27 protein-coding genes and 1 other annotated feature are annotated in these 26,402 nt (G+C 48.1%); of the genes, 22 read left to right on the forward strand and 5 right to left on the reverse strand.

Going from position 1 to position 26,402, the window contains the following annotated elements; all coding sequences use genetic code 11:
• Window positions 1–40: 40 nt before the first annotated feature.
• On the forward strand, window positions 41–361 hold the full coding sequence (locus WMO65_RS04770) for a DUF1540 domain-containing protein (protein ID WP_033139417.1): 321 nt from the start codon (window positions 41–43) through the stop codon (window positions 359–361).
• A 55-nt stretch (window positions 362–416) separates the two neighbouring features.
• On the opposite strand, the gene WMO65_RS04775 is transcribed toward WMO65_RS04770, so the two are convergent.
• Window positions 417–1,772 (reverse strand): sodium-dependent transporter, encoded by a 1,356-nt coding sequence (locus tag WMO65_RS04775; RefSeq protein WP_103732171.1) that lies wholly within the window; start codon window positions 1,770–1,772, stop codon window positions 417–419.
• Between the two features lie 404 nt (window positions 1,773–2,176).
• On the opposite strand from WMO65_RS04775, the gene infC reads away from it, so the two are divergent.
• The 5 genes from infC (at window position 2,177) to WMO65_RS04800 (ending at window position 8,691) form a co-directional block, all read left to right on the forward strand.
• Window positions 2,177–2,671: a translation initiation factor IF-3 gene (gene infC / locus WMO65_RS04780; protein WP_033139419.1), complete on the forward strand. Its 495-nt coding sequence runs from the start codon at window positions 2,177–2,179 to the stop codon at window positions 2,669–2,671.
• Window positions 2,672–2,708: 37 nt separating this feature from the next.
• The gene (gene rpmI / locus WMO65_RS04785; protein ID WP_033139420.1) at window positions 2,709–2,906 is read left to right on the forward strand and encodes a 50S ribosomal protein L35; all 198 of its coding nucleotides are present in this window, start codon (window positions 2,709–2,711) and stop codon (window positions 2,904–2,906) included.
• Window positions 2,907–2,942: 36 nt separating this feature from the next.
• Window positions 2,943–3,299 (forward strand): 50S ribosomal protein L20, encoded by a 357-nt coding sequence (gene rplT / locus WMO65_RS04790; RefSeq protein WP_033139421.1) that lies wholly within the window; start codon window positions 2,943–2,945, stop codon window positions 3,297–3,299.
• 206 nt (window positions 3,300–3,505) lie between these two features.
• Window positions 3,506–3,754 (forward strand) — a binding site (T-box leader).
• A 95-nt stretch (window positions 3,755–3,849) separates the two neighbouring features.
• Window positions 3,850–4,356, forward strand: a complete 507-nt coding sequence (locus WMO65_RS04795) for a TRAP transporter small permease (RefSeq protein WP_033139422.1) — start codon at window positions 3,850–3,852, stop codon at window positions 4,354–4,356.
• Window positions 4,357–8,691, forward strand: coding sequence for a DctP family TRAP transporter solute-binding subunit (locus WMO65_RS04800; protein ID WP_148392576.1), 4,335 nt, complete (start codon window positions 4,357–4,359; stop codon window positions 8,689–8,691).
• Window positions 8,692–8,804: 113 nt separating this feature from the next.
• On the opposite strand, the gene WMO65_RS04805 is transcribed toward WMO65_RS04800, so the two are convergent.
• Complete coding sequence (locus WMO65_RS04805) at window positions 8,805–9,395, reverse strand: LysE family transporter (RefSeq protein ID WP_148392575.1); 591 nt, start codon at window positions 9,393–9,395, stop codon at window positions 8,805–8,807.
• A 172-nt stretch (window positions 9,396–9,567) separates the two neighbouring features.
• Here WMO65_RS04805 and WMO65_RS04810 point away from each other — a divergent pair, with 172 nt between their 5' ends.
• Window positions 9,568–10,254 (forward strand): polysaccharide deacetylase family protein, encoded by a 687-nt coding sequence (locus tag WMO65_RS04810; RefSeq protein WP_033139424.1) that lies wholly within the window; start codon window positions 9,568–9,570, stop codon window positions 10,252–10,254.
• Between the two features lie 9 nt (window positions 10,255–10,263).
• Window positions 10,264–11,580, forward strand: coding sequence for a replication-associated recombination protein A (locus WMO65_RS04815; RefSeq protein ID WP_033139425.1), 1,317 nt, complete (start codon window positions 10,264–10,266; stop codon window positions 11,578–11,580).
• Window positions 11,581–11,647: 67 nt separating this feature from the next.
• On the opposite strand, the gene WMO65_RS04820 is transcribed toward WMO65_RS04815, so the two are convergent.
• Complete coding sequence (locus tag WMO65_RS04820; protein ID WP_033139426.1) at window positions 11,648–12,160, reverse strand: DUF4364 family protein; 513 nt, start codon at window positions 12,158–12,160, stop codon at window positions 11,648–11,650.
• 16 nt (window positions 12,161–12,176) lie between these two features.
• The gene (mnmL, locus tag WMO65_RS04825; protein ID WP_148392574.1) at window positions 12,177–13,124 is read right to left on the reverse strand and encodes a tRNA modification radical SAM protein MnmL/YtqA; all 948 of its coding nucleotides are present in this window, start codon (window positions 13,122–13,124) and stop codon (window positions 12,177–12,179) included.
• Between the two features lie 227 nt (window positions 13,125–13,351).
• On the opposite strand from mnmL, the gene WMO65_RS04830 reads away from it, so the two are divergent.
• The 14 genes from WMO65_RS04830 (at window position 13,352) to WMO65_RS04895 (ending at window position 25,675) form a co-directional block, all read left to right on the forward strand.
• The gene (locus WMO65_RS04830) at window positions 13,352–13,927 is read left to right on the forward strand and encodes a transporter substrate-binding domain-containing protein (RefSeq protein ID WP_052099500.1); all 576 of its coding nucleotides are present in this window, start codon (window positions 13,352–13,354) and stop codon (window positions 13,925–13,927) included.
• Between the two features lie 195 nt (window positions 13,928–14,122).
• Window positions 14,123–14,746 carry a DUF4867 family protein gene (locus tag WMO65_RS04835; RefSeq protein WP_148392573.1) on the forward strand — a complete coding sequence of 208 codons (624 nt, stop codon included), beginning with the start codon at window positions 14,123–14,125 and terminating at the stop codon, window positions 14,744–14,746.
• Between the two features lie 46 nt (window positions 14,747–14,792).
• Window positions 14,793–16,265, forward strand: a complete 1,473-nt coding sequence (locus tag WMO65_RS04840; protein ID WP_033141617.1) for an L-fucose/L-arabinose isomerase family protein — start codon at window positions 14,793–14,795, stop codon at window positions 16,263–16,265.
• A gap of 112 nt (window positions 16,266–16,377) precedes the next feature.
• The gene (xylB, locus tag WMO65_RS04845; protein ID WP_033141616.1) at window positions 16,378–17,847 is read left to right on the forward strand and encodes a xylulokinase; all 1,470 of its coding nucleotides are present in this window, start codon (window positions 16,378–16,380) and stop codon (window positions 17,845–17,847) included.
• A 148-nt stretch (window positions 17,848–17,995) separates the two neighbouring features.
• Window positions 17,996–18,715 carry a phosphatase gene (locus WMO65_RS04850; protein ID WP_118593757.1) on the forward strand — a complete coding sequence of 240 codons (720 nt, stop codon included), beginning with the start codon at window positions 17,996–17,998 and terminating at the stop codon, window positions 18,713–18,715.
• A 135-nt stretch (window positions 18,716–18,850) separates the two neighbouring features.
• Window positions 18,851–19,159, forward strand: a complete 309-nt coding sequence (locus WMO65_RS04855; protein WP_033141622.1) for a YerC/YecD family TrpR-related protein — start codon at window positions 18,851–18,853, stop codon at window positions 19,157–19,159.
• A 243-nt stretch (window positions 19,160–19,402) separates the two neighbouring features.
• Window positions 19,403–19,915, forward strand: a complete 513-nt coding sequence (locus WMO65_RS04860) for a cupin domain-containing protein (protein ID WP_054352217.1) — start codon at window positions 19,403–19,405, stop codon at window positions 19,913–19,915.
• A gap of 16 nt (window positions 19,916–19,931) precedes the next feature.
• Window positions 19,932–20,615 carry a 4Fe-4S dicluster domain-containing protein gene (locus WMO65_RS04865; RefSeq protein WP_148392572.1) on the forward strand — a complete coding sequence of 228 codons (684 nt, stop codon included), beginning with the start codon at window positions 19,932–19,934 and terminating at the stop codon, window positions 20,613–20,615.
• 31 nt (window positions 20,616–20,646) lie between these two features.
• Window positions 20,647–21,981 (forward strand): APC family permease, encoded by a 1,335-nt coding sequence (locus tag WMO65_RS04870; protein WP_033141612.1) that lies wholly within the window; start codon window positions 20,647–20,649, stop codon window positions 21,979–21,981.
• A gap of 39 nt (window positions 21,982–22,020) precedes the next feature.
• Window positions 22,021–22,722 (forward strand): 4Fe-4S binding protein, encoded by a 702-nt coding sequence (locus WMO65_RS04875; protein ID WP_148392571.1) that lies wholly within the window; start codon window positions 22,021–22,023, stop codon window positions 22,720–22,722.
• 223 nt (window positions 22,723–22,945) lie between these two features.
• Window positions 22,946–23,617 carry a TetR/AcrR family transcriptional regulator gene (locus WMO65_RS04880; protein WP_033141611.1) on the forward strand — a complete coding sequence of 224 codons (672 nt, stop codon included), beginning with the start codon at window positions 22,946–22,948 and terminating at the stop codon, window positions 23,615–23,617.
• A gap of 174 nt (window positions 23,618–23,791) precedes the next feature.
• On the forward strand, window positions 23,792–24,256 hold the full coding sequence (locus WMO65_RS04885) for a helix-turn-helix domain-containing protein (protein WP_033141610.1): 465 nt from the start codon (window positions 23,792–23,794) through the stop codon (window positions 24,254–24,256).
• Window positions 24,216–24,947, forward strand: a complete 732-nt coding sequence (locus WMO65_RS04890; protein ID WP_148392570.1) for an ABC transporter ATP-binding protein — start codon at window positions 24,216–24,218, stop codon at window positions 24,945–24,947. Before WMO65_RS04885 ends, WMO65_RS04890 begins: the two co-directional genes overlap by 41 nt.
• Entirely contained in the window at window positions 24,944–25,675 is a 732-nt protein-coding gene (locus tag WMO65_RS04895; RefSeq protein ID WP_148392569.1) for an ABC transporter permease, read from the forward strand. The genes WMO65_RS04890 and WMO65_RS04895 overlap by 4 nt, the downstream gene beginning before the upstream one ends.
• 61 nt (window positions 25,676–25,736) lie before the next feature.
• Here the strand turns inward: WMO65_RS04895 and WMO65_RS04900 are convergent, their stop codons facing one another.
• Window positions 25,737–26,333, reverse strand: coding sequence for a DUF1836 domain-containing protein (locus tag WMO65_RS04900; protein ID WP_033141607.1), 597 nt, complete (start codon window positions 26,331–26,333; stop codon window positions 25,737–25,739).
• Window positions 26,334–26,402 lie beyond the last annotated feature (69 nt).

Consider the following 26,402-nt stretch of genomic DNA (forward strand, 5'->3'; position numbering starts at 1 on the left):
CGCATACTATTTCCGACGAAATTTAAAGGAGGAAATGACTATGCCATTATTAAGCTGTACTGCAAGAACCTGTATTTATAACAAAGATGAATACTGTTCCAAGGGAGACATTCTGGTAGATGGAAGCGATGCAAAGGTTGCAGACGAGACCTGCTGCCGCAGCTTTGAGGAGAGAGGAGAATCTGCATCCAATTCAGCCGCTGCTGAAAGCTGCGGATGCCGTACCATTGATGTGGACTGCCGCGCATGTACCTGTACCTTCAACAAAGAAGAGAAATGCCATGCAGACAAGATCACCATCACAGGCGGAAGTGCCTGTCGCTGTGACGAGACAAAATGCGGAAGCTTTGAAAAACGATAAGATATGAAAAAGAGCCGTACCTGTGGAGAAATTCACAGGTATGGCTCTCTTTTACTCAGACTTTGATCCAGCCCATTGCCTCAGAAACTGCAAAGATCAGAATCATGATCAGGCAGATAGGTGCGATCCATTTCAGCATTATTGTATAGAATTTTTTCATTTTGAACGGTCCGTTCAGCTCCACTTCATCACACACAGCTTTTGGTTTGATGAAGAAACCGATACTGATACAGGTCAGAATGGCTACGATCGGCATCAGCACACTGTTGCTCAGGAAGTCGAAGAAATCCAGAAGTCCCAGTCCGATGATCTGGACGAAATCCAGCGGTCCGAAACCGAGGGATACCAGCGCGCCCAGAAGCAGTACATATATGGTGACCACAATGGTAGTTTTCCTTCTGCTCCAGCCCAGTTTGTCGCGGATGATAGACACATTGGTCTCCATTAGTGAGATGGAGGAGGTCAGTGCCGCGAACAGCACCAGAAGGAAGAAGACTGCACCGATCAGTCCGCCCAGTGTCATGTTGTCAAATACCTTAGGCAGAGTGATGAACATCAGGGATGGCCCCTTGCTCAGCGCCTCTTCATTGCCGCCGGAGAATGCGAATACGGACGGAATGATCATAAGACCTGCCAAAAAGGCGATTCCGGTATCGAATATTTCAATCTGGCGGACAGATTTTTCCAGGCTGTTGTCCTTCTTCATATAGGAACCGTATGTGATCATAATACCCATAGCCAGTGACATGGAGTAGAATAACTGTCCCATGGCAGCCAGCACTGTGGTAGCTGAGAAACGGCTGAAATCAGGCAGCAGATAGTATTTCACACCTGCACCTGCACCCGGTCTTGTGATACAGAAGACAGAAATGCCCAGTGTCAGTATGATCAGCACAGGCATCAGAATCCTGCTGGCTTTTTCGATTCCTTTTTCCACGCCGGCGATCACGACAATGGAAGTCAGCAGAACGAAAATTGCAAACCACAGCACCGGTGAACCGGCCTGGGTAATAAATCCGGTAAAATAGTCATCCCCGGCAGCAGCAGATACATTGCCGCTGACAAAAGTGATCAGGTATTTGATCACCCATCCGCCGATAACACAGTAGTAAGGTGTGATGATAAACGGAACGATACAGGCCAGATATCCGACGAAACCAAATCGTTTGTCCAGCTTTCTGAAAGCTCCGACTGCGCTCAGACCGGTTTTCCGGCCAATGGCAATCTCTGTAACCATCAGTGTAAACCCTAGTGTTACGGCGAGAATAAGATAGACGAGTAAGAAAATGCCTCCTCCGTATTTTGCTGCAAGGTACGGGAAGCGCCAGAGATTTCCAAGACCGACCGCGGAACCCGCAGCGGCAAGGACAAATCCCATCTTGTTAGAAAATGCTCCTCTTTTTTTCTCCATGATTCTCTCCCTTTTTTCGATGCTTTGCGCATCTTTTGTTGTATGTGAAACATTATGCCATTTTTTCAGACAAAAGACAAGATTTTTCTTATAAAAATAATAAACAAAATTATATTTAACACTTGACGGGGCGAAAATGGTGTGATAAACTTACCTAGTCTGAAGAAAAAGAAAGCAGAGTATCCACTCTCACCTTAGCACAATCGCGTGACTATGGTTAATACGGTAATAAACGAAGCGCCTTCAGCGTTTTCTTTATGCGGATATGTGTGGATAGTCGATTGTCGTCTATCCATTTTTTTCTTGTTTCTTTCAGGATGTTTTATGAGGTGGAAGGCCGGACGGCCGGCCAGGAACAGAGTGTTTTATCAATATTATGGAGGTGCACTACAATTAGCGATTTAATGATTAATGAACAAATCAGAGACAAAGAGGTACGTCTGATCGGCGCGAACGGAGAACAGCTTGGAATCATGTCTGCCAGAGATGCGCAGAAGCATGCAATGGAAGCAGGGCTTGACCTTGTAAAGATTGCCCCGACTGCGAAACCGCCCGTATGCAAAATTATCGATTATGGTAAGTACAGGTACGAATTAGCACAGAAAGAAAAAGAAGCTAAGAGGAAACAGAAAACCATAGAGATTAAGGAAGTGCGTTTGTCCCCTAATATTGAGGAAAACGACCTGAACACCAAGGTCAATAATGCCAGGAAATTCTTAACCAAGGGAAATAAAGTCAAAGTGACCTTACGTTTCCGCGGAAGAGAGATGGCACATATGTATAAGAGTAAACACATCCTTGATGAGTTTGCAGAGTCTGTAGCTGATATCGCGGTGATTGAAAAAGCACCGAAGGTAGAAGGCAGGACTATGACCATGTATTTGACAGAAAAACGTTAAACACGTTCACTAAAAGAGTCTAAGGAGGAATACAAACATGCCAAAAATGAAAACAACGAAAGCTGCTGCTAAGCGCTTCAAAAAAACAGGTACAGGATTATTAAAGAGAAATAAAGCTTACAAGAGCCATATCTTAACAAAGAAATCTCAGAAGAGAAAGAGAAACCTGAGAAAAGCAGCTATCACAGATGCAAGTAACGTAAAAGCAATCAAGAAAATTTTACCGTACATCTAATTACAGGATAGGTTCTAGAACAGGAGGAAATTAAGAATGGCAAGAATTAAAGGCGGATTAAACGCTAAGAAAAAACACAATAGAGTATTAAAACTGGCGAAAGGTTACAGAGGAGCACGTTCCAAACAGTACAGAGTTGCAAAACAGTCTGTTATGAGAGCTCTGACAAGCTCCTATGCAGGAAGAAAGCAGAGAAAACGTCAGTTCAGACAGTTATGGATCGCACGTATCAACGCTGCAGCAAGAATGAATGGTCTGTCCTACAGCAAATTCATGTATGGCTTAAAGCTGGCTAACATTGACCTGAACAGAAAAGTTCTGGCTGATATGGCTATCAACGATGCAGAAGGCTTTGCAACACTGGCAGAGCTGGCTAAATCCAAAATTGCTTAATTCGTAAGGAACATACAGCCGCTGCCCCAAGGAGCAATCCCGGGGCAGCGGCTTTTTTTCTGATGCGCGTTACGAATTGCACGCTGCTGTCCCGCCAGGTGTTTTCAGGCCCATGGCCCCGTAAAAAAGTATTGACGTAATTCTGAAAAAGAAGTAAAATATCCATTAAGATATTATAAAATATTAGATGTGAACAATCAGAATTTGTAAATTCGATGAAGGGAAGCATAAGTTTCAGGATGGATGTTCAGAGAACTGCCGGCAGGTGTGAGGCAGGCGTCCGGGAGGCTTATGTATCATCCCGGAGAAGCAGCGCTGAAAGGCCGTTATGTTTGATTAGGCGCTGACGTAGGTTCCACGTTACAGGAAACACATATGTCAGTATGTTGCAAGTGCCGGCAGGGGCAACCCTGCGCGGAAAAAGGGTGGTATCGCGGATTCAGTTCGTCCCTCATGATTGGGGGGCTTTTTTTATGCTCTGAATGTGCGCCCTGCACGGGCATATGTGTGCGATTTTATATGTCTTACTATAACAAGAGGAGGAAATGTGATGAAAGTCTACAAGAAGATCATGGATGTGCTGGCAGCGGCTGAGAAGCTGATCCTGGCTGCATCCACACTGCTGATCCTGGTTCTCACCGTGGGAAATGTATTTTCCAGGAAAGTAATACACCGCTCCTGGTCATTTACGGAAGAGCTGGTGGTGGCAGTTTTTGTATTGATCACACTTATGGCAGCCGCTCTGGCCTGCCGGGAAGGAGAGCTGGTAAGCCTTACGCTGGTAACGGACAGGCTGCCCGGGAAGACAAAGAAACCCGTTGTCGTTCTTGTGACTGTGCTCTCAGTGATATTTACTGTAATATTGTTTAAATACGGCATGGATAAGGTGCTGACCCAGCTTGCCAATGGAAAGAGGACCTTTGTGCTGAACTGGCCGGAATGGATCTTCTGGTCCTTTGTGCCCATTGGCTCCGTCTGCATGATCCTGCATTTTGTGGAATACTGTATTGATTTCTGTACGGATTTTAAATTTGTCAAGAGAAAGGAGGAGGCGTAAATGGTAAGTGCGGTATTGTTTTTATCCTTTTTTATCTTTCTGATCCTGAATGTTCCCATTGCCATCTGTCTGGGCCTGTCCTCCGTGTGCGCGATACTGTACTCAGGTACATCCCTGACGATCGTGGCTACCAATATGTATTCCGGCATCAGCAAGTTTCTGCTGCTGGCGATTCCGTTTTTCGTGTTGTCCGGAAATATTATGGCAAAGGCGGGAATATCCAAACGTCTCATTAAGTTTGTAAATACCTGTGTGGGACACAGAAGAGGCGGCATTGCCATTGTGTGTGTTATTGTGGCCTGCTTCTTCGGAGCAATTTCCGGCTCCGGTCCGGCTACGGTTGCGGCGCTGGGCGCGGTTCTGATCCCGGCCATGGTGGAGGAGGGAGGCTTCTCGGCACCGTTTTCCACGGCAATGATGGCAACGTCAAGTTCCATTGCCATTGTCATACCCCCCAGTATTGCGTTCGTGGTATATGCATCCATCACAGGTGTATCGATTGCGGATATGTTTGCCGGCGGTATCCTGCCCGGAATCCTTATGGGACTTGCACTGATCCTTGTGATCATGATCGAAGTCCGCAGAAAAGGTATCCAGCCAACAACTAAGAAAGCCGCCTGGGGCGAGAGATTCCGCGCGTTCGGTGACGCGTTCTGGGGATTTCTGATGCCGGTTATCATTCTGGGCGGTATCTATGGCGGTATTTTCACACCGACAGAGGCAGCAGCCGTTTCCGTGGTATACGGACTCTTTGTGGGTATGGTCATCTACAGGGAAGTCAAGTTCAGGGATTTGATCGATATCTTTGTGGATTCAGCCAAGACCACAGGCGGTATCATGCTCATTGTGGCATGTGCGTCCCTGTTTTCCTTTGTCTGCACAAAGTTCGGAATCTCCCAGGCAGCCTCGGAGCTTTTAGGAAGTGTTGCCCACAATCAGTTCATTTTCCTTCTGATCGTGAATGTGATCTTCCTGATCGCGGGATGCTTTATTGATGCCAACTCCGCCATGTACATATTTATTCCCATTATGCTGCCGGTCTGCAAGGCGCTGGGATATGACCTGGTGGCCTTCGGTATTCTGGCAACCGTCAACCTGGCGATCGGGCAGGTAACGCCTCCTGTGGGTGTCAATCTGTTTGTCGCCATCAGTATTAAGATCAAAAAGGGACTGGAAGTCAGCCTGCAGCAGATATCCAGGGCAGTTGTGCCCATGATCGCAGCGTGTGTAGTGGTGCTGCTGATGGTCACATATATCCCCCAGATATCTGTGTGCCTGCCCAAGGCTTTTGCCGGAAGCTCCTATACGGGAACCTCCAAGCTGACAGATCATGCAGACAGTACAGCCGGGGACAACAGTTCTGAGGATTACAATGAGATCGGTGACTACAGTGATCTGGGCTGGGAAGAGCAGACCTGGAATTTTGCCTGCTCCACCACGGAGACCAGTACCTGGGCAAAGGCCGGGGAACAGTTCGGAAAGCTCATGGAGAAAGCCACAGGCGGCAAAGTACACGTAAAAGTATACGCGGCTGACCAGCTTACCAACGGCAACCAGTCCGAGGGTATCCAGGCCCTGATGAACGGAGACCCGGTACAGATCTCCATGCACTCCAATCTGATCTATTCTGCTTTCGATCCGCGCTTTAACGTGGTATCCCTGCCGTTTATCTTTAACTCTGTGGAGGACGCAGATGCCAAACTGGACGGCGAGGCAGGGGAAAAGATGAATGCGCTTCTGGAGGAATACGGACTGCACTGTATGGGTATGGCAGAGAACGGCTTCCGCCAGCTCACCAACTCCGTCAGAGAAGTGAAGTCCGCGGAGGATATGAAAAACCTGAAGATCCGTGTGGCAGGCTCCAATCTGCTGATGGAATGCTACAAGAGATGGGGCGCTGATGCCACCAATATGAACTGGTCTGAAACCTATACCGCCCTGCAGCAGAATACGGTAGAGGGGCAGGAGAATCCCCTTCCGGCCATCGACGCGGCCAGTGTGCAGGAAGTGCAGAAATACTGTTCCATGTGGAATGCCAACTATGACTGTCTGTTCTTCTGCATCAATGAGGAGCTGTACGGCAGCCTTACACCGGAACAGCAGAAGGTAGTGGACGAGGCAGGAAAGAAGGCTGTTGACTATGAGCGCGATATCAACCGCTCCGGTGATGATGAGATCAAAGAGCGCTGGACCAAACAGAACGGCGTGAAGATCACAGCGTATGAGGACCTTGATATTGACTCCTTCAAGAATGCCGTTGCAGACATTCCGCAGTGGTATCAGGAGGAGCTGGTAAAAGAGGGATATGACGAAGCAGAGGTAAAAGAACTGATAGAAGCCTTTACCTCCGGGACATCAGGTAATTATGAAGTGGAAGACAGAAGCGACCTTGCCTGGGAGGAGCAGACCTGGAACTTTGCCTGCTCCACCACAGAGACCAGCACCTGGGCTGAGGCAGGGCGTAAATTCGGTGAAATGATGGAAAAGGCCACAGGCGGCAAAATTCATGTGAATGTCTATGCTGCCGACCAGCTTACCAATGGAAACCAGTCCGAGGGCATCCAGGCCCTGATGAACGGGGATCCGGTGCAGATATCCATGCATTCCAACCTGATCTATTCTGCCTTTGACCCGCGTTTCAATGTGGTATCCCTGCCCTTCCTGTTCGATTCTGTGAAGGACGCGGACGCAAAACTGGACGGGGCAGCCGGTGAGAAGATGAAAGAGATCCTGGAGAGCTACGGCGTGCACTGCATGGGCATGGCTGAGAACGGTTTCCGCCAGCTCACCAACTCTGTCAGGGAAGTAAAATCCGTGGATGACATGAAGAGCCTGAAGATTCGTGTGGCAGGTTCCAATCTGCTGATGGAATGCTACAAGAGATGGGGCGCTGATGCCACCAATATGAACTGGTCAGAGACTTATACCGCTCTGCAGCAGAACACCGTGGAGGGCCAGGAAAATCCCCTTCCGGCTATTGACGCAGCCAGTGTCCAGGAGGTACAGAAGTATTGTTCCCTGTGGAACGCCAACTATGACTGCCTCTTCTTCGGCATAAACCAGGAAGTCTATGACAAACTGACACCGGAGCAGCAGGAGGTTGTGGACGAGATCGGCCAGAAGGCCGTGCAGTATGAGCGTGAGATCAACCGTGCCGGTGATGATGAGATCCTGAACCGCTGGCAGACAGAAAACGGCATGGATGTGACAGCGTATGAAGACCTGGATATTGATTCCTTCAAAAAGGCTGTGGAGGACATTCCCCAGTGGTATGAGGAGGAACTGGTAAAAGAAGGGTATGACAAGGAAGAGGTCAGGGAACTGATCCGCGCGTTTACTTCTGCGGAGGGAAGCACCGCAGAGTATTCCATGGAGGATTCCAGTGATCTTGACTGGAACGCACAGACCTGGAATTTTGCCTGCTCCACCACAGAGACAAGTACCTGGGCAAAAGCCGGTGAAAAATTCGGGGAGCTGATGGAGCAGGCCACAGGCGGCAAAGTAAAGGTAAATGTCTATGCTGCCGACCAGCTCACAAACGGAAACCAGTCCGAGGGCATCCAGGCCCTGATGGACGGTGATCCGGTACAGATCTCCATGCACTCCAACCTGATCTACTCAGCCTTTGACCCGCGTTTCAATGTGGTCTCTATACCGTACTTATTCCAGTCCGTGGAGGACGCAGATAAGAAACTGGATGGGGAAGGCGGAGAGAAGATGAAAGAGATCCTGGGAGAATACGGCCTGCACTGTATGGGCATGGCGGAGAACGGATTCAGGGAACTGACCAACTCCGTACGGGAGATCAAGTCTGCAGATGATATGAAAGGGCTGAAGATTCGTGTGGCAGGCTCTAATCTGCTGATGGAATGCTACAAGAGATGGGGCGCTGATGCCACGAATATGAACTGGTCAGAGACTTACACGGCTCTGCAGCAGAACACTGTGGAGGGGCAGGAGAATCCCCTTCCCGCTATCGACGCAGCCAGTGTCCAGGAAGTACAGAAATACTGCTCCATGTGGAATGCCAACTATGACTGCCTGTTTTTCTGCATCAACCAGGAGCTGTATGACAGCCTGACACCTGAACAGCAGAAGGTAGTGGATGAAGCAGGCGCAAAAGCGGTAAAATACGAGCGTGAGATCAACCGCGCCGGAGATGATGAGATCAAGACGCGCTGGGCGAATCAGAACGGCGTGAAGATCACCGAATATAAAGATCTGGACATTGATTCCTTCAAAAAAGCAGTTGACGGGATTGATGACTGGTTTGTCAAAGAACTGAAATCACAGGGATATGATGACGGACAGGATCTGGTGAATGCTTTTAAATAGTATAAAATAAGAACTGCCGCCGGTACTGCATTCCGAGAGGGAAGCCGTACCGGCGGCAGTTTTTGTCTGTCCGTAAGCTGACCGGATGATTTACGGATTTCAGGTTTGACAGCCTACAGGATCAGTTTTACAGAGCAGCGGACAAGCAGCAGTGCAATGATGATATTGAATGCGATATAATACTTATTGTACCATTTCTGAAAGATACTCCCGATCAAAGCCCAGACAAGATTTCCTGTGGCGCCGAAGAATGTCAGGAAAAAGGCAAAGAAGATCAGCGCCGGAACCCCGCTTTCATAGGGCAGGACATAGCTGCTCAGAGCAGAGATGCCGTACAGGATAACTTTTACATTGATAAACTGCAGCAGAAAACCGGAGGCAAAAGAAGGCGCTTTTCCTGTGCCGTCATCTGCCTGCACAGGCTTTCTCTTAAGCACTGTAAAGGCCAGATACAGGATATAAGCCGCGCCTATGTATTTCAGATAGGGTACCACTCCGGGCAGCAGTTTTCCAAGCCCCACGCTGAAGACTGCACAGAGAAGCATAATAGTCAGAAATCCGGTCCATATACCGGTGATCAGTTTCATGCTCCGTTTCAATCCGAACTGTCCTGTGGTACTCAGAAGCAGTACATTGTTAGGCCCGGGCGACCATCCTGTCACCAGGGCGTATACAGCCAGTGAAGATAATACATCGAATGTCATGTCAAAACTCCCTCCCTCGGCCGGCAGCACGATAGGTTTTGTTCCGGCCTGTTGCTGCAGACATTGTGAAATTATTATTTTGATATTTTATCATATTGACGTGTGAAGAGAAAGTCTTTTCAGAAAAATAAATACATATAAATAGAAGGAACAGTTTGGCCGGAGTTGCAAAATGAGTAAAAATAAAATATGGCTCTGTCTGGCAGTCTTTCTGGTTCTGACAGCAGCGGCAGCACTGAAATACAGTACGGAGTCTGTCGGACAGATGCACATACAGACAGCTGGTGAACTGTCCGATGAGGAGCACCCAAAGATTGCGCTGACCTTTGACGACGGCCCTCATGCGGTCTATACCCCTAAACTTCTGGATGGTCTTAAAAAGCGCGGCATCCATGCCACCTTTTTTCTGATCGGCAAGAATATTGAGGGAAATGAGGAGCTTGTGAAACGGATCCAGGAGGAAGGACACCTGATCGGCAGCCATACCTACAATCATGTGCAGCTCAATAAATTATCTGAGTCAAAAGCCAGGGATGAAGTGTTAAAGGGATGTAACAAGATATATGAGACCACAGGAACCTATTCTTCATTTGTGCGCCCGCCTTACGGCGCCTGGAAAAAGAACCTGGATTTCTGCATTACCATGATCCCTGTGTCCTGGAATGTGGATTCACTGGACTGGAAAACGCAGAATACAGAAAAAATTGTAAAAAGGGTAGTGAAAGATGTGGAGGAAGGTGATATTATTTTAATGCACGATATTTTTGATACCTCCGTGGAAGCTGCCCTGCAGATCGCGGATGCGCTTACGGAGGAAGGGTACCAATTTGTGACAGTGGATGAACTGTTGCTGGAATAGGAGAATATAATGGATCTATTTGATTATATGAAAGAACAGACTCTGGAGAATGAATCGCCCCTGGCCTCCAGGATGCGCCCCACGACACTGGAAGAGGTGGTGGGGCAGGAACATATCATCGGTAAAGGAAAGCTGCTTTACCGTGCCATCAAAGCGGACAAGCTGGGCAGTGTGCTTTTCTACGGGCCTCCGGGCACGGGAAAGACCACGCTGGCCAAAGTCATTGCCAATACCACCAGCGCCCAGTTCCAGCAGATGAATGCAACGGTTGCCGGAAAAAAGGACATGGAGGAAGTGGTGAAAAAGGCGCAGGAGTATCTGGGCATGTACGGGAAGAAAACGATCCTTTTTATTGATGAGATACACAGGTTCAATAAGGGACAGCAGGACTACCTTCTTCCGTTTGTGGAGGACGGAACCCTGATCCTCATAGGCGCCACCACAGAGAACCCCTACTTTGAGGTAAACAGCGCCCTGATCTCCCGTTCCATTGTCTTTGAGCTGAAGCCTCTGGAGCGTGAGGACATCAGCAGGCTTCTCATTCGGGCCGCCACGGACGTGGAGAAAGGGATGGGAAGCTATGACGTGGATCTGGAGGAGGATGCCAGGGAATTTCTGGCGGATATCGCAGGCGGGGATGCCAGGGCAGCGCTGAATGCCCTGGAACTGGCAGTGCTGACCACAGAAAAAGCGGCGGACGGAAAGATACATGTGACCCTGGACGTGGCCTCTGAATGTATCCAGAAGCGGGTGGTGCGCTATGATAAGACCGGTGACAATCATTATGATACTGTGTCCGCATTTATAAAGAGCATGCGTGGATCTGACCCGGATGCGGCAGTTTATTATCTGGCAAAGATGCTGTACGCAGGTGAGGATATCAAGTTCATTGCCAGAAGGATCATGATCTGCGCCTCAGAGGATGTGGGAAATGCAGACCCGCAGGCGCTGGTGGTGGCAGTGGCAGCAGCGCAGGCAGTGGAGCGCCTGGGCATGCCGGAAGCACAGATCACCCTTTCCCAGGCCGTGACCTATGTAGCAAGCGCCCCCAAGAGCAATGCTGCCTGCATGGCAGTTTTTCATGCATCCGAATCTGTGAAGTCTGTCCGCACAACCGTACCGCCCCATCTCCAGGATTCCCATTACAAAGGGGCAGCCAAGCTGGGACATGGTGTGGGATATAAATATGCCCACGATTATCCGAATCATTATGTGGAGCAGCAGTATCTGCCTGCAGAGATATTGGGGAGTCATTTTTATGAGCCTACGGAGAATGGGTATGAAAAGAATATCAGAGATTATCTGGAACGGATTCGCAGAGGATAGAGGTTAGTATGCCCGGGGGCATTGTGGAACTTATGGCACAGCTAATATGCCATAAGCCACACAATGCTCACAGAAGCATATCCAGCAGGCTTTCATATACCTGTTTGCTTTTGTTTTTCCATGCCGCACACAGCGCTTCTGCTGCTTCTTTTGTGGGCACGGTCAATGTCATATCTATGAGGGGGATATCTCTTTCTTTTGCCTGACAGCGCACGAGATACCCTTCCTTATCACTTTTGTAGTAGTCAGCCATGGCGGAGCGTTCTTCCTTCAGTTCCATGGAGTTCTCACGGAAGAATTCCCCGATATCTTTTTTGATATCCTCGGATACCTCCGTTCCAAAGTATTCCAATGTCTGATTTCCCGATTCCGTTATCTTCAGATAAGAAGCATTGCGCACAGTCTCGGAGCGCACCAGGCCGGACTCAATCAGCTCAGAGATTGCCTGCTGGAGATGAAAGTAATTGGTATATCCTTTGTCCAGTATAAATCCTGATATCTGTGCGTTGCTCAGTGGGAAATCCACCTTCTGCAGCATGTATAGTATGATCAGTTTGTATAAAGTGAGTGGTTCAGCCATAAAGAATCCTCCTTTTTCATGCCCTCTGCGGTACATCGGAATCTGTGCAGAGCCGTCCCTGGTAAGCGCCCCGGACCTTGCACTCATGGTGCAGGGTATTGAGGACTGTCTTCTTGGCACTGCTCCAGAGCGGTGCTAAGAGAAGCTCTTTCGGCCCGTCCCCGGTAAGCCGGTGCACTACGATGCGGGGGGACAGGTGTTCCAGACAGGCAATGACAAGATCTATATATTCCTCCATTGTATAGACAGAGAATCTGCCGTCCTCATAGTCCTTAGCCAGGTCTGTGCCCTTCAGGACATGGAGAAGCTGCAGCTTGATTCCCTGGATATCCTGTGTATTTAAATAGGACATGGTATCCAGAATATCTTCTTTTGTTTCGCCGGGAAGTCCCAGAATTGTATGCACGATAACCTCCAGATTCCGTGCCCTCAGTCTGCGCACGGCATCCTCAAAAACAGAGAGGGGATACCCTCTTCGGATGTATGCAGCAGTGCTGTCATGCATGGTCTGCAGTCCAAGCTCCACCCATACCGGCTTCTGTTCATTTAATTCAGCCAGAAGCTCCAGCACATCCTCCCCCAGACAGTCAGGCCGGGTACCGATGGACAATGCCACAATATCGGGATGTGAAACAGCCTCCGTAAAAATCTTCCGGAGATATTCCACAGGTGCGTAGGTGTTGGTGTATGCCTGAAAGTAGGCGATAAAATGGGCCGCATTTCTTTTGCTGCGTATTTTAGCTGCCTGCTCATCAATCTGCTGTGTGACAGACAGATCCCTGACACCCGCAAAATCACCGGAACCGCCTGCGCTGCAGAAGATACAGCCTCTGTTTCCCAGCGTACCGTCCCGGTTGGGACAGGTCATGCCGCCATTCAAAGCCACCTTATAAACTTTTTCTGAAAACCGCTCCTTCAGCATATGATCAAAAGAGTGATAGGGTTTTCCATTCCATGCATTCATATCCAGAAACCTTTCCGTTGTATGCCGCAGCTGTTCCGTTGAAGTACAGTTACGGTCTGCTTTCTATTATCATACCAAAAGGAAAAATCTTTTACAAGTGAAAATACGAAAGGTTAGCCGGCGGGTATCCTTAATATTTTCACAGTTATTTGACAAAAAGAGCCGGGCATGTTATGTTTTTTCATAGGTATTTGCAAAATGGAAAACAAAGAATGAGGTGGTTATAATTGAAGAAAAATAAAATCCGCCGTATGGTCTGTGCCCTGGCAGCAGCAGTTCTGACGGCGGCGGTGCTGACCGGATGCGGAGCCCCAAAGGACTGTGAAGGGGAGGGGAAGATCACAACGATTGAAAAAGGCGTCCTGAAAGTCGGCATCAATCTGAATGACGGCTCCATGGGTTATGTGGATGAAAGCACAGCAAAACCGGCTGGCTTTGCCCCGGATACAGCCGCCAAAGTGGCAGAAAAACTCGGACTGTCCCTGGAAATCATAGACACTACAGAGGAAAATCTTCTGAATTCCCTGGATGCAGACTTATATGACTGTGTTATCTCTACCGTAGGCATAACCGAGTGGAACAAAGAACACTACTCCGCCACAAAAGCCTACGCAGATGTTTCATCGGTACAGGATAAACTGGGAGAAAAAGCGGAATATACCAAACTTGCCGTATTTGGCAAAAAGGGAAGCTGTCTTATCCCGGCCATACAAAATCAGGCTTTGAGTCCGTTGATAAAGGACGGAACGCTGAGTGAGATTTCCAAGAAGTATCTGGAAAAAGATATCATAATAAAAAAGTAAAGAACAAGGCAGAATGCGGAAACGTCTGGATTCTGCCTTGTTCTTTTATTATTTCGGGCCGGTCGGCCGCCTTACGGACACCATCCTCAAAAAACTTGTTATTTTTTCAAAAAACATCTTGATTTTTCCCTCCGTCAATGGTAGCATGAGTATATAGTTTAATGGATAAACTAATTCATAAGGAGGTCAATTCCCATGAAAATTTTAAATGTCAGGGATGCCGAATTCAAGGCCTATGGTAAGGTCGTGGAAGGTCTTGATGTGAGCAGTCTTCTGAAAGCGCTGGAGGAAACGCCAAAGCCCGACGATGTCATCTATGTTGCATCGGATGAGAAGCTGGAAGCCTGTGATTGTGCTGAGAAAATTGCATACAGCCTGTTCGGCGGAATGCCCATCCAGATAGGCTACTGCAACGGAAGCAACTATCTGCTGAACGCGGTGGAATACCACAGGGACAGCGAGGTGAATGTAGCGCTGACCGATCTGATCCTGATTCTCGGAAAAGAGCAGGATATTGAAGCAGGCAGTACATATGACACATCAAAGATGGAAGCGTTTTTAGTGCCGGCAGGAACCGTGATCGAGGTTTACGCTACCACACTGCACTATGCTCCATGCAATGTAAACGGAAACAAATTCTGTACGGCAGTCATCCTTCCGAAAGGAACCAACACAGACGCGCCGGCTGCACAGAATAACACCGGTGAGGACAAACTCCTTTTTGCCAGAAACAAATGGCTGATCGCCCACAAGGACGCCAAAATCGAAGGTGCATTTGAGGGATTGATCGGTGAAAACCTGTCCGTAAAGGATTGTTGAGCAGAAACCAATTCAAATAAAGATAAAATTCAGGAGGATAAGAATTATGAATTTAACAAACATGCCGGAATTAAAACTTGGTATTGTGGCTGTAAGCCGTGACTGTTTCCCAATGTCTCTGTCAGAGAACAGAAGAAAAGCAGTCGTTGCATCCTACAAAGGAGAGATCTACGAATGTCCAACTGTTGTGGAGAGCGAAACTGACATGCAGAAAGCTTTAAAAGAGCTGCGTGAGGCAGGCTGCAACGCCCTGGTTGTTTACCTTGGCAACTTCGGACCTGAGACAGAGGAAACACTTCTGGTTAAATATTTCCACGGACCGTCCATGGTAGTGGCTGCCGCTGAGGAAAGAGGCGACAACCTGGTTCAGGGCCGCGGCGACGCATACTGCGGTATGCTGAACGCAAGCTACAACCTGAAACTGCGCAACTTAAAAGCATACATTCCGGAATACCCGGTAGGAACACCGGAAGAAGTGGCAGAGATGATCGCAGACTTTGCACCGGTTGCACGTGCGCTGGTAGCAGTGAAGAACCTGAAGATCATCAGCTTTGGACCGCGTCCGCAGAACTTCCTGGCTTGCAACGCACCGATCAAACGTCTCTATGACCTGGGTGTTGAGATCGAGGAAAACTCTGAATTAGACCTGTTTGAGAGCTACAAGAACCATGCAGATGACCCGCGTATCCCGGATGTTGTAAAAGATATGGAGAGCGAGCTTGGTGAAGGCAACATGAAACCGGAAATCCTGCCGAAACTGGCACAGTACGAGATCACACTGCTTGACTGGGTTGAGGCTCACAGAGGATGCAGAAAGTATGTGACCCTCACAACAAAATGCTGGCCTGCATTCCAGACCCAGTTCGGATTCGTTCCCTGCTATGTGAACAGCCGTCTGACAGGACGCGGTATTCCGGTATCCTGTGAAGTGGATATCTGGGGAACTCTGAGCGAATACCTGGGAACTGTTATCAGCCAGGATGCCGTTACGCTTCTGGATATCAACAATACCGTGCCGGCTGATATGTACGAAGGTGAGATCAAAGGCAAATACGACTATACACACAAGGATACCTTCATGGGCTTCCACTGCGGCAATACCGCATCCGGAAAACTGTCCTTCTGCTCCATGAAATATCAGATGATCATGGCAAGAACCCTTCCGGAAGAAGTGACACAGGGAACTCTGGAGGGAGATATCGCTCCGGGTGAGATCACATTCTACCGCCTGCAGAGCACAGCAGACTGCAAGCTGCGCGCATACATTGCACAGGGCGAGGTTCTGCCTGTTGCAACACGTTCCTTCGGTGCCATCGGTGTGTTCGCGATTCCGGAGATGGGACGTTTCTATCGCCACGTTCTGGTTGAGAAGAACTATCCGCATCACGGAGCTGTTGCTTTCGGACACTTTGGAAAAGCATTATATGAAGTATTCAAATATTTAGGCGTGGAAGTGGAAGAGATCAACTACAACCAGCCAAAGGGCGTTCTGTATCCCACAGAAAATCCATTTGCATAAACCGCAGAGTGATCTGCTGACAAAATCCAGGAGGCTGCCCGAAAGAGCAGCCTCTATCTGAACATGCTGCCAAAGCGGAGCATGTATTTATATGAAATAAGGAGAATCAAGCATGTTATATATTGGCGTGGATTTAGGAACCTCTGCCGTAAAGCTGCTTCTGATGAACGGCGAAGGCAAAATAGAGAAGATCGTTTCCAGGGAATACCCACTTTCCTTCCCTCATCCCGGCTGGTCTGAGCAGAAGCCGGAAGACTGGTGGAAAGAGAGCCTGGAAGGTATCCGGGAACTGACTGCAGACTGCGACAAAAGCCAGGTGGCAGGCATCAGCTTCGGCGGACAGATGCACGGACTGGTTATCTTAGATGAGCAGGACAATGTGATCCGTCCGGCTATTCTGTGGAATGACGGAAGAACCGGTAAGGAGACAGACTATCTGAACCAGGTGATCGGAAAAGAGAAGCTGTCCCAGTATACAGCAAACATCGCATTTGCGGGATTTACCGCACCCAAGATCCTTTGGGTGAAAGAAAATGAACCGGAAAACTTTAAAAAGATCAAAAAGATCATGCTTCCCAAAGATTATCTGGCATACAAACTGTCCGGCACACACTGCTGTGACATGTCAGATGCCTCCGGCATGCTGCTTCTGGATGTAAAGAACCGCTGCTGGTCAAAAGAGATGCTGGATATCTGCGGAATCACTGAGGAACAGATGCCGAAACTCTTTGAAAGCTATGAAACGGTGGGCACTCTGAAACCGGAGCTTGCCGCCGAGCTGGGCATTCCGGCCTCCTGTAAAATCGTGGCAGGCGCAGGGGACAACGCAGCCGCAGCAGTAGGTACGGGAACCGTGGGCGACGGCATGTGTAATATCTCCCTCGGAACCAGCGGAACTATCTTTATTTCCAGCAAGGATTTCGGTGTGGACCCCAACAATGCCCTTCACGCGTTTGCCCATGCAGACGGATGCTATCATCTGATGGGCTGCATGTTAAGCGCTGCCTCCTGCAACAAATGGTGGATGGATGAGATCATCGGCACAAAGGACTATGCAGGAGAACAGGAAAAAATCGAGAAGCTGGGCGAGAATAATGTGTATTTCCTGCCTTACCTGATGGGAGAGCGTTCTCCCCACAACAACCCCAACGCCAGAGGAACCTTCATTGGTCTTACCATGGACAGCACAAGAGCTGATATGACACAGGCCGTACTGGAAGGCGTTGCCTTTGCCATCCGTGATTCCTTCGAGGTGGCAAAATCCCTGGGTATCCGGATCGAGCGCACAAAAATCTGCGGTGGCGGCGCAAAAAGCCCTCTGTGGAAGAAGATGATCGCCAATATCCTGAATATCAAGGTGGATGTCATCGAATCCGAGGAAGGCCCGGCCCTGGGCGGTGCTATGCTGGCTGCTGTGGCAAACGGTGAATTTGCTTCTGTGGAAGATGCTGCTGCCAAAATCGTGAAAGTGATTGACACTGTGGAGCCGGAACCGGAACTGGCTGCAAAATATGAGGAAAAATACCGCAAGTTTGCAAAGATTTATCCCACAGTGAAAGACCTTTTCAGTGAGATTATTTAAGAAATATTAAGATTACTGCTGCAGCAGGCCTATAATAAGCCTGCTGCAGCAGTTTTTTTCCGTATCCTTATCCGGTAAATGTTGCTTTCCCGCGGCAAAGTGTGCTATACTGTCCCAGTGTAATCGAGAGATATATGAGGTGAAAATAATGAAATACGTTCTGGATGTGCATACCCATACCCTTGCAAGTGGGCATGCCTATAATACAATCCGTGAGATGGCCATGGCTGCATCTGAAAAAGGGCTGGAGCTGCTGGGCATCACGGAGCATGGAGTTGCCATGCCCGGCACCTGCAATGCCTTTTACTTTGACAATACAAAAATGCTGAACCGCCGCATGTTCGGTGTGGAAATGCTGTTCGGCGTGGAAGCCAATATTATGGACTATAACGGAAACCTGGATATGGAGGAGCGCCTTATGAAGCGTATGGACGTGGTGATCGCCAGCATGCATATCCCCACCATCAGGCCCGGAACCCGGGAAGAGAATACCCATGCCTATCTGGGAGCCATGAAGAACCCCTATGTGGATATTATCGGGCATCCGGATGACGGGCGTTATCCCGTGGATTTTCTGGCACTTGTGCAGGCCGCTAAGGAGTACCATGTACTGTTAGAGCTGAACAACAATTCCCTGGACCCCCGCTGCAGCAGGGAGAACGGGGAGGAGAATGTGAAGACCATGCTCAAATACTGTATGGAATATCAGGTTCCCATTGTCATGAACAGTGATGCCCATGTGGACGAGCTGATCGGCTGCCGCTGCTATTCGGAAAAAATCATAGAGGCAATGCAGTTTCCCGAGGAGCTGATCGTCAACCGTTCTGTGGAAGAATTGAAGAAATATGTGCATAAAAACAAAAATTAATAAAAATTTAATACTTTAGTACAAAAAAATCGCACAAGACTGCTTTACTTTAAAATTTTAGTGTGCTACTATATATACGGGTGATGTGTTACTACACTTGGGGTGAAAACTAAACAATAAGGAGAATGTATGTATATGAGCAAGAAAATTCATACGGAGGCAGTAGACTCCCTGTTTGATGCTGTCCTCAGTTTAAAGAACAGAGAAGAATGTTATCTTTTTTTCGAGGATGTGTGTACAATAAATGAGATTCTTTCCCTTTCACAGCGCTTTGAAGTTGCCAAGATGTTAAAGGATAAGAGAACATATCTGGATATCTCTGAGAAGACAGGGGCGTCCACTGCTACGATCAGCCGCGTCAACAGAAGCCTGAATTACGGCAATGACGGATATGAGATGGTCTTTGAGAGATTAGCAGACAAAAAAGAAGAAACAGAAGCATAAAAGAACGAAGCCGGAACTTAGAAAAGTTCCGGTTTTTCTTTTTTTGGCCCATCATATTGCTAGGACAGGGGACATACACTTTAATAGAATAAAAAGGCAGTGTTTTACTTGACACCACTGAACATGTTCAGTATAATATAGACAAGATTCGACTGAACGCGTTCAGTGAGTGAGAAGGCATTGAGAATCCAGCGCTTTTTGGAAGTGCACACCAAAGAAGCGCTGCATATGGGAGGTAAGAAAATGAATAAAAGAAAATGGGAACATCTGATCATATCTCCGGATTATGTACCGCCGGTGATGGATGATGAAAGAGATGACAAGGGAGATATCAAGACAGGGAGAACACTGGGGCAGACATACAGCTCCTCCGATTTATTTCCGGACTGTAAGGTAAATATGAGCCTGTCCTGGTTCTATGAAATCCCAAACAAGAATCCATATGTGGATGAACATGTACATGATGTGGATGAGCTGGTATTTTTCATGCCCAATTATAACGGTGTGGGAGATGATATCAATGCCGTGTGGGGGGAGGCTGATTTCTATATTGACGGGGAGCCTTATACCATAACGAAAAATACATGCATCTACTGTCCGGCAGGGGTTAAGCACTGTCCCATCGTTTACAAGGAGATCATCCGCCCACACTGCTTCATGACCATTCTGCTCACCAGTGAATATGTGAGAGAGCAGGCCGGCAGGATTGTAAAGAATATAGGCGGAAAGTTCATTGAGGTTGGAGAAAGCAAGTAGACAAAGGGGAAAGCATATGGACCAGAAAGACATTTTATGGGGCCTTACGGATTCCAATACCATGGAAGAAGTGCGGGAAAAGGCATTTGCTCTTATCGGAAAGATACGCTTCATGCCGGCAGCCACTGTGAATGAGGGACGGCCTGAGAACAGGATTCTGGATTTTAACCGGCTCAGTGACGGAAATCTGTATTTTATGACATCCAGGGGTAAACCCACGTATGAACAGCTCTGCAAACGCCCGCAGCTTGTGATGAATACGCTGATTGACGAGCGATATTCCCTGCGTCTGAGTGCATGGGTCAGCGAGACAACAGACCAGGCGGTATGGGATGAATTTTTCAAACTGAATCCCGGTACAAAAGAGATGTACCGGAAAAATTTTGACATAGTAGCTCTTTACCGGATTGACAGAGGGGAAGGGGAAATCTTCCATCTGTATGCCAATGAAAGGATACGCAGGCTGCGTTTTGCCTTCGGCGGGGAAGAGATACGGCCAATGACCTACCGCATCACAGAGGAATGTGTGGGCTGCGGTATCTGTCAGGAAAACTGTGTGGAGAGAGCGATCCATCAGAAAGATGACGGAAAATATTACATAAAAGAGATGGATTGTGATGACTGCGGCATCTGCTATACAAAATGTCCGCAGGCAGACACGGCACTGATCTGCCGTTTGAAGGAACAAGGGGAAACTTGAGGTTTGGGCTGAGTGTGAGAGGTGAAAATTTATGGCAAAAACAAATGCTGATGGTTCAAAAAGTTTAGGTCGCGGCGATCTGCTTGCGATCGCAATCGGTAACGTGATTGGCGGCGGTGTTATGACAATGACCGGTCTTGCCATTGGAATTACAGGGCGCTCCATTGTCCTGTCCTATATTATCTGCGCGGTCATGGTTACGATCGTTGCACTGCCGCAGTTCTTTTTATCAGGGACTATCCGTATGAACGGCGGTTTCTATACACAGGCTGCCATGTTCGGCGGCAAGTGGTTTGCAGGGCTGTATTCTGTTGTGTTCGTCAGTTATTTCTTTGGCGCGACTATGTATTCCGCTTCCTTTGCGGATTATGTGCTCTCCGCATTTCCGGAGATCAATGGCAAGCTGGTGGCTTTCGGAATTCTGACCGTATTCGTGGTTTTAAATCTCTGCGGAATCCAGGTGGCAGCAAAAGTACAGTATGCGCTGGTTATTATTCTGGTCATTGCGCTGCTTCTGTTTACCGGGTTTGGAATTATCCATCTGGAACCGGGGTATTTTGATGAGAACCAGTTCTTCACAAGTGGTTTTACAGGAGTTATGTCTGCGGCGGCACTGCTGTCCATGGCTACAAGCGGCGCTACCTTTATCATCAATATGAGCCGTGAAGCCAAGAATCCGAAAAAAGATATTCCGTTCTGTATCGTTGTGGGAACCGTGATCGTTACTATTCTTTACATCGGTGTCGGTGTGGTGGCAGCAGGTGTGTTCCCGGTAGAGCACGTGGCAGGCCAGAACCTGTCTAAGGTTGCAAGGGAAATCCTTCCCGCTCCGCTGTACATTTTCTTCATCGTGGGTGGTGCCATGGTGGCCCTGGTCACATCCCTGAACGCCAACCTGGGATGGCTGCAGGCTCCTATTGCCCAGGCTGCAGAGGACGGCTGGTGGCCGAAGATCTTTGCAAAACGTAATGACAAGTTTGGTACGCCTCATTATATTATCCTGACTATCTATGTGCTCTGCTCAGTTATCATATTAAGCGGCATGAACGTAGGAGATATTGCGAATATCGGAAATACACTGGCAAACTGCGTACAGGTCATTCTGTGTCTGGCGATCATCACCATGCCTAAGAAAATACCGGAGATCTGGAAACGCTCCCAGTTCCATATCAATGACAAATTATATACATTTTTATGTGTCATGGGTGCCATTGTCAGTGCGGCATTTGTTTACTATGAGTGTCTGGAGATCCACATGAATTATGTGATCGGAATTCTGGTCTATCTGGCTGTTGCATGTATTTATCCGCTGATTCGCCAGAAATTCCACAAGGTGGAGATCGAGGTCAGCTACGAGGAAGCATAAGGTTCACTGAAGAAAAAATCAGATTGGGGAGGTATTGTAATGTCAGATTTTAATCCGGCTCCGGCTCTGGGGCTGACGGAGAAAAGTTCCAATGAAGAAATAAAAAACGCGGCGTTTCAGTTTGTCCATGAAGTGGGCTATATGGTGTTCGGCACAACGGCCATAGACGGGAAAATGCCTACAGCCAGAGGTCTGGAGGTACACTATCTGGATGGAGAAGGCAATTTTTATATAGGGATTGCCAAGGGCAAGCCGGTCTACTATGAACTGCAGAAGAATCCCTACCTGGTGGGGACGATCATCCGGGAGACGGTGAAGCGCCTGTCTGCCAGTGTCAGGCTGAGTGCCCATGTGACGGAGGTTGATCCAAAAGAGCACCCGGAGATCTATACAAAATACTGGGAACTGAATCCGGGAACCAAGGCACTGTACAGAAAGGATCTGGATATGTTCCGTATCTTTATCCTGGACAGCGGGGAGGGGGAGATTTTCCATCTTCCTGAGGATGACATTGTCTGCCGCCTGCGCTTCTGCTTCGGCGGAGCACAGGTCCGTCCCTGGGCTTATGTGATCGATCCGGAGCGTTGTGTGGGATGCGGTACCTGTGAGGAGGTCTGCATGGAGGATGTGATCCATCCCACGGCTGACGGCAAATATGAGATTAAACATTTTGGCTGCCTGGAGTGCGGACGCTGTGCCATGAATTGTCCGAATGACGCCATTGACTGCAACTGCAGATAAGGAAATCTAAACAGGAAAATCTCTCTGTATGGGCAGGGAGATTTTCTTTCTTTATGCAGGAACACGCATGGTAGGGTGTCTGCAGAGGCAACGGTTCATCTTGTCTGAACTGTTACCTGCAGAGGGGAACAAGCCAGAAAGTGGACAATAATTGTTGACTTCTAAAAATAAGACTGCTATTATGGGAGTGCCGGAATATTTATGAAAAGTTGAGGAAGTATTTATGGGAACAAATGCGGGAGAAGGAAAAAAACAGGAAAATAAGAAAGAAGAGATTCTGAAAGTATCCCGGGAATTTTTTATAGAGCAAGGGTATGAGAAGACAAGTATGCGGCAGATTGCGGCTGCCGCTGATGTGAGTCTGGGACTGGTGGCCTATCATTTCAAGACAAAACGTGACATTGCGCTGGAGATCGTGCAGCGGATGTACCACCGGTTTGCCGCATTTGCAAAAATGTATGTGAGCCGGCACAAGAAGCCGATCCTGTACTCAGGACTTCTTGTCAATCTGAATTACATGGTCTTTTCCTCGGAGAAATATGAGGCATTCTACCGGGACATACTGCGCAATGATATACTGCTTGATGTGATCGCAAAGTCAGGTGTGGAGACTTACATGAGTATCCGGGATAATTACAGGCCGGATCTGTCCGACGAGGAGGCAGAGAAGATGGGCTGGTACGGGAACTTTATCTCTGTCAGCATGGAACGGACTCTGGTGCTCTACGATGACAGTCTGGAGATGATAGAGGGAAGTATCCCGGATGTGATCTTCAAGTCCTATATGGGTCTGTGGAGATTCCCGGATGTGGATGAGATCATGGAGGAAGTCTGTGTGGAGAGCCGGGTGCTGGCGGAGAAGATTTTGAGTGAGCATCCGGAGATTTATGGGTGAGATAATTGATTGGGGAGAGGCATGGGTAGGCCGCTGATATATAAAGCGGTATACGCCATGCTTTTTCTTTTTGATTTACAGCTACGCAACTGAAAATAACAGTTTCTGTTAACACAGATTGGTAGAACTATCCGCATCCGGGCGTTATACTTAATGGAAAGGAGTGTGAAAAATATGATTTCTGTGAATTTGAATACACTGAGGAAACAGATGGGCTACTCCCAGGAGGAGGTGGCTGAGAAAATCGGTGTTTCCCGTCAGGCAGTGGCAAAATGGGAGAACGGTGAGACCGTGCCGGATCTGGATAATACCGTTGCTCTTGCCGAACTGTATGGGGTGAGCATAGATAATCTGGTGAATTATCAGGCAAAGAAGGAAGGACTGCAGATTCCGCCGAAGGGAAAGCATGTATTTGGATCTGTGAATGTGGGTGAGAGGGGACAGATTGTCATACCGAAAAAGGCGAGGGATATTTTCAATATTAAACCGGGTGACAGTCTACTGATCCTTGGGGATGAAGAGCAGGGCCTTGCCATGGTGAAGACAGAGATTTTCATGGAGCTTGCCAAGGAAATTCTGGAAAAAGGGGGAAGATTTGATGAGGGCAATCGAGACGAACAATCTGACAAAGAAATATAAGGATGTGACTGCTGTGGATGACCTGTGCCTGTCTGTGGAACAGGGAGAACTGTTTGCGCTTCTGGGTGTGAACGGAGCAGGAAAAACAACCACGATCAAGATGCTTTCCTGTCTGACCGCGCCCACATCCGGAGATGCCAGGCTGCTGGGGGACAGTGTGGTGACAGCACCTATGAAGGTGAAGGAAAAAATCAATCTCTCGCCCCAGGAAACAGCGGTAGCTCCCAACCTGACTGTGCGGGAGAACCTGGAGTTTATCTGCGGGATTTACGGAATCAGAAAAGAGGAGGCAGCCGGTAAGACTGAGGATATGATCAAGAGATGCAGCCTGGGCGAAATAGCCGGAAAAAAAGCCGGAACACTGTCAGGAGGATGGCAGAGACGTCTCTCTATTGCCATGGCACTGATATCGGAACCGGATATTCTCTTTCTGGATGAACCCACGCTGGGGCTGGATGTGCTGGCAAGAAGAGAACTTTGGGAAATGATCGAGGGATTAAAGGGTAAAGTGACAGTGGTGCTCACCACTCATTATCTGGAGGAGGCGGAGAGCCTTTCCGACAGAATCGGCATTATGGCCGGGGGCAGGCTTTCTGCGGTTGGAACTGCAGAGGAGCTGATGAAAAAGGCCGGAAAGGAAAAATTTGAGGAGGCGTTTGTCGTTCTCTGCAGAGGAGGCAGTTTATCATGAAAATAATGGCATTTGCATCACGTAACGCCAAGGAAATATTAAGGGACAAGACGAGCCTGGGATTTGGGATTGGATTTCCCGTGATCCTGCTGCTGCTTTTGTCTCTTATCGGGGCAAATGCACCGGTGGATCTGTTTGATGTGGATAAGCTGACACCCGGGATCGCTGTATTCGGTATGTCCTTTCTCTCACTTTTTTCAGGAATGATCATTGCAAAGGACAGAACAAGTTCCTTCATGATGCGGCTCTTTGCCTCACCTATGGAGTCAGGGGATTTTATAGCCGGATATACACTTCCGCTGATTCCCATGGCAGTGGCACAGATCCTGATCTGTTTTGTCACAGCCCTGTTTCTTGGGCTTTCCGCCAGTCTGAATATTCTGCTGACTGTGCTTGTCTCCATACCGGCAGCACTGCTGTTTATCGGGATTGGCCTGCTGTGCGGCAGTGTGTTCAGTGATAAACAGGTGGGAGGCGCCTGCGGCGCGCTGCTCACCAACCTGAGCGCATGGCTGTCCGGGACCTGGTTTGATCCGGCCATGGTTGGCGGTGTATTCGGAAAACTGGCAAAGAGCCTGCCTTTTCTGCACGCAGTGGATGCGGGGAGATATGCCCTTGCAGGGGAATACGGAAAGATCATGCCGGAACTTTGGTGGGTGCTGGCCTATGCTGCAGCGGTGGATGTGATTGCTGTTTTGGTGTTCAGACATAAAATGAAAAGTGAATAGAGAATAAAACATGCTGCTTTCGGGAGTGAAAACCCAAAAGCAGCATTTAAATTGTACTTTTTTATTTTTTCGGTTCCGCCATGTCATCAATGAGTTTTTCAATCACCTGTTTTTTGACATATACGTCAAAGCTCAGCATACAGATAAATGCAAATTTTTTCAGGAAATCCTGGTTTTCTTCCTCTGCATTTTCGTAGGAATCACAGGCCATTTTGTATTTTCGGACAATGTCTTTTGTCAGGGGGTCAATCTGCTTTATCTCCAGATGCATGATTTCATTGTAAATGTCAGTCAGGCTCAGCTCGCCGTCCTTATTGAAATACTTTTCTGTGAGTGGTCCCAGCAGAACCTGGATATCATTGATGGACAGAATGTTTTTAAAATAGTAGATAAAGGTCAGCATCAGCAAATGCTCTTTTGTATATTTCTTCTTCACCGGCGGCGGGAGAAGGTCGTTCTTGGCATAGTTGTTTATCATGGTTTTGGTCAGAATCTTGTCGTCCGTGTGGCGCTTGGAGGCGGACAGGTGATTCTCCATGAAAGTGGTTACCTGATCCATATATAAATCAATTCCCGGAATTTCCTCAGGCTTTATATAGTCAATACGGGAAATACTAGCCAGAATACTGTTCAGCATGTCTTTGGTATCAATTGTCATCTTATCACCTCTACGCTCTATTATATAGTTTTTAAAACTATTTGTAAATGGATTTTTCCGAAAACAGCA

The sequence above is a fragment of the Blautia caccae genome, from assembly GCF_040095955.1.
In the GTDB taxonomy this organism is placed as follows: Bacteria; Bacillota; Clostridia; order Lachnospirales; family Lachnospiraceae; genus Blautia; species Blautia celeris.